The sequence below is a fragment of the Pseudomonas viridiflava genome (genome assembly GCF_900602065.1).
Classification (GTDB): Bacteria; Pseudomonadota; Gammaproteobacteria; order Pseudomonadales; family Pseudomonadaceae; genus Aquipseudomonas.
In genome coordinates this window covers 1-279 of sequence record NZ_UWFN01000167.1, presented here as the reverse complement: position 1 = coordinate 279, position 279 = coordinate 1, and the positions used below count along the sequence as shown (strand labels likewise).

At 60.6% G+C, this 279-nt stretch carries 1 pseudogene; it reads right to left on the bottom strand.

Going from position 1 to position 279, the window contains the following annotated elements:
• Window positions 1-279: pseudogene (locus EE949_RS09025) on the bottom strand (DUF4124 domain-containing protein); the annotation flags it as partial.

The window sequence follows — 279 nt, the reverse complement described above, 5'->3', positions numbered from 1 at the left end:
TCCAGTACCCGTCCCAATGGGTCGAAGATCTCGACAGAGATCTGATGCGTGCCCCGGTCAATATTGCTCAGTGGAAACACCGGGCTGCGTCCCGGCTGGCCGACGGCAACCCCGTCCAGCAAAAGACGATAACTGTGGCCGGGCTGTAATACCGGATCGCTGGTCACCGTCACGATCAGGTCGCCGCTGGGGCTGCTGATCGCGGCATCCGGTTCAGGCACAAGCACTCTCAGCAACTGGTAGTGGAAGATCGCAGGCGGCTTGTTCTCGACGGGTTTG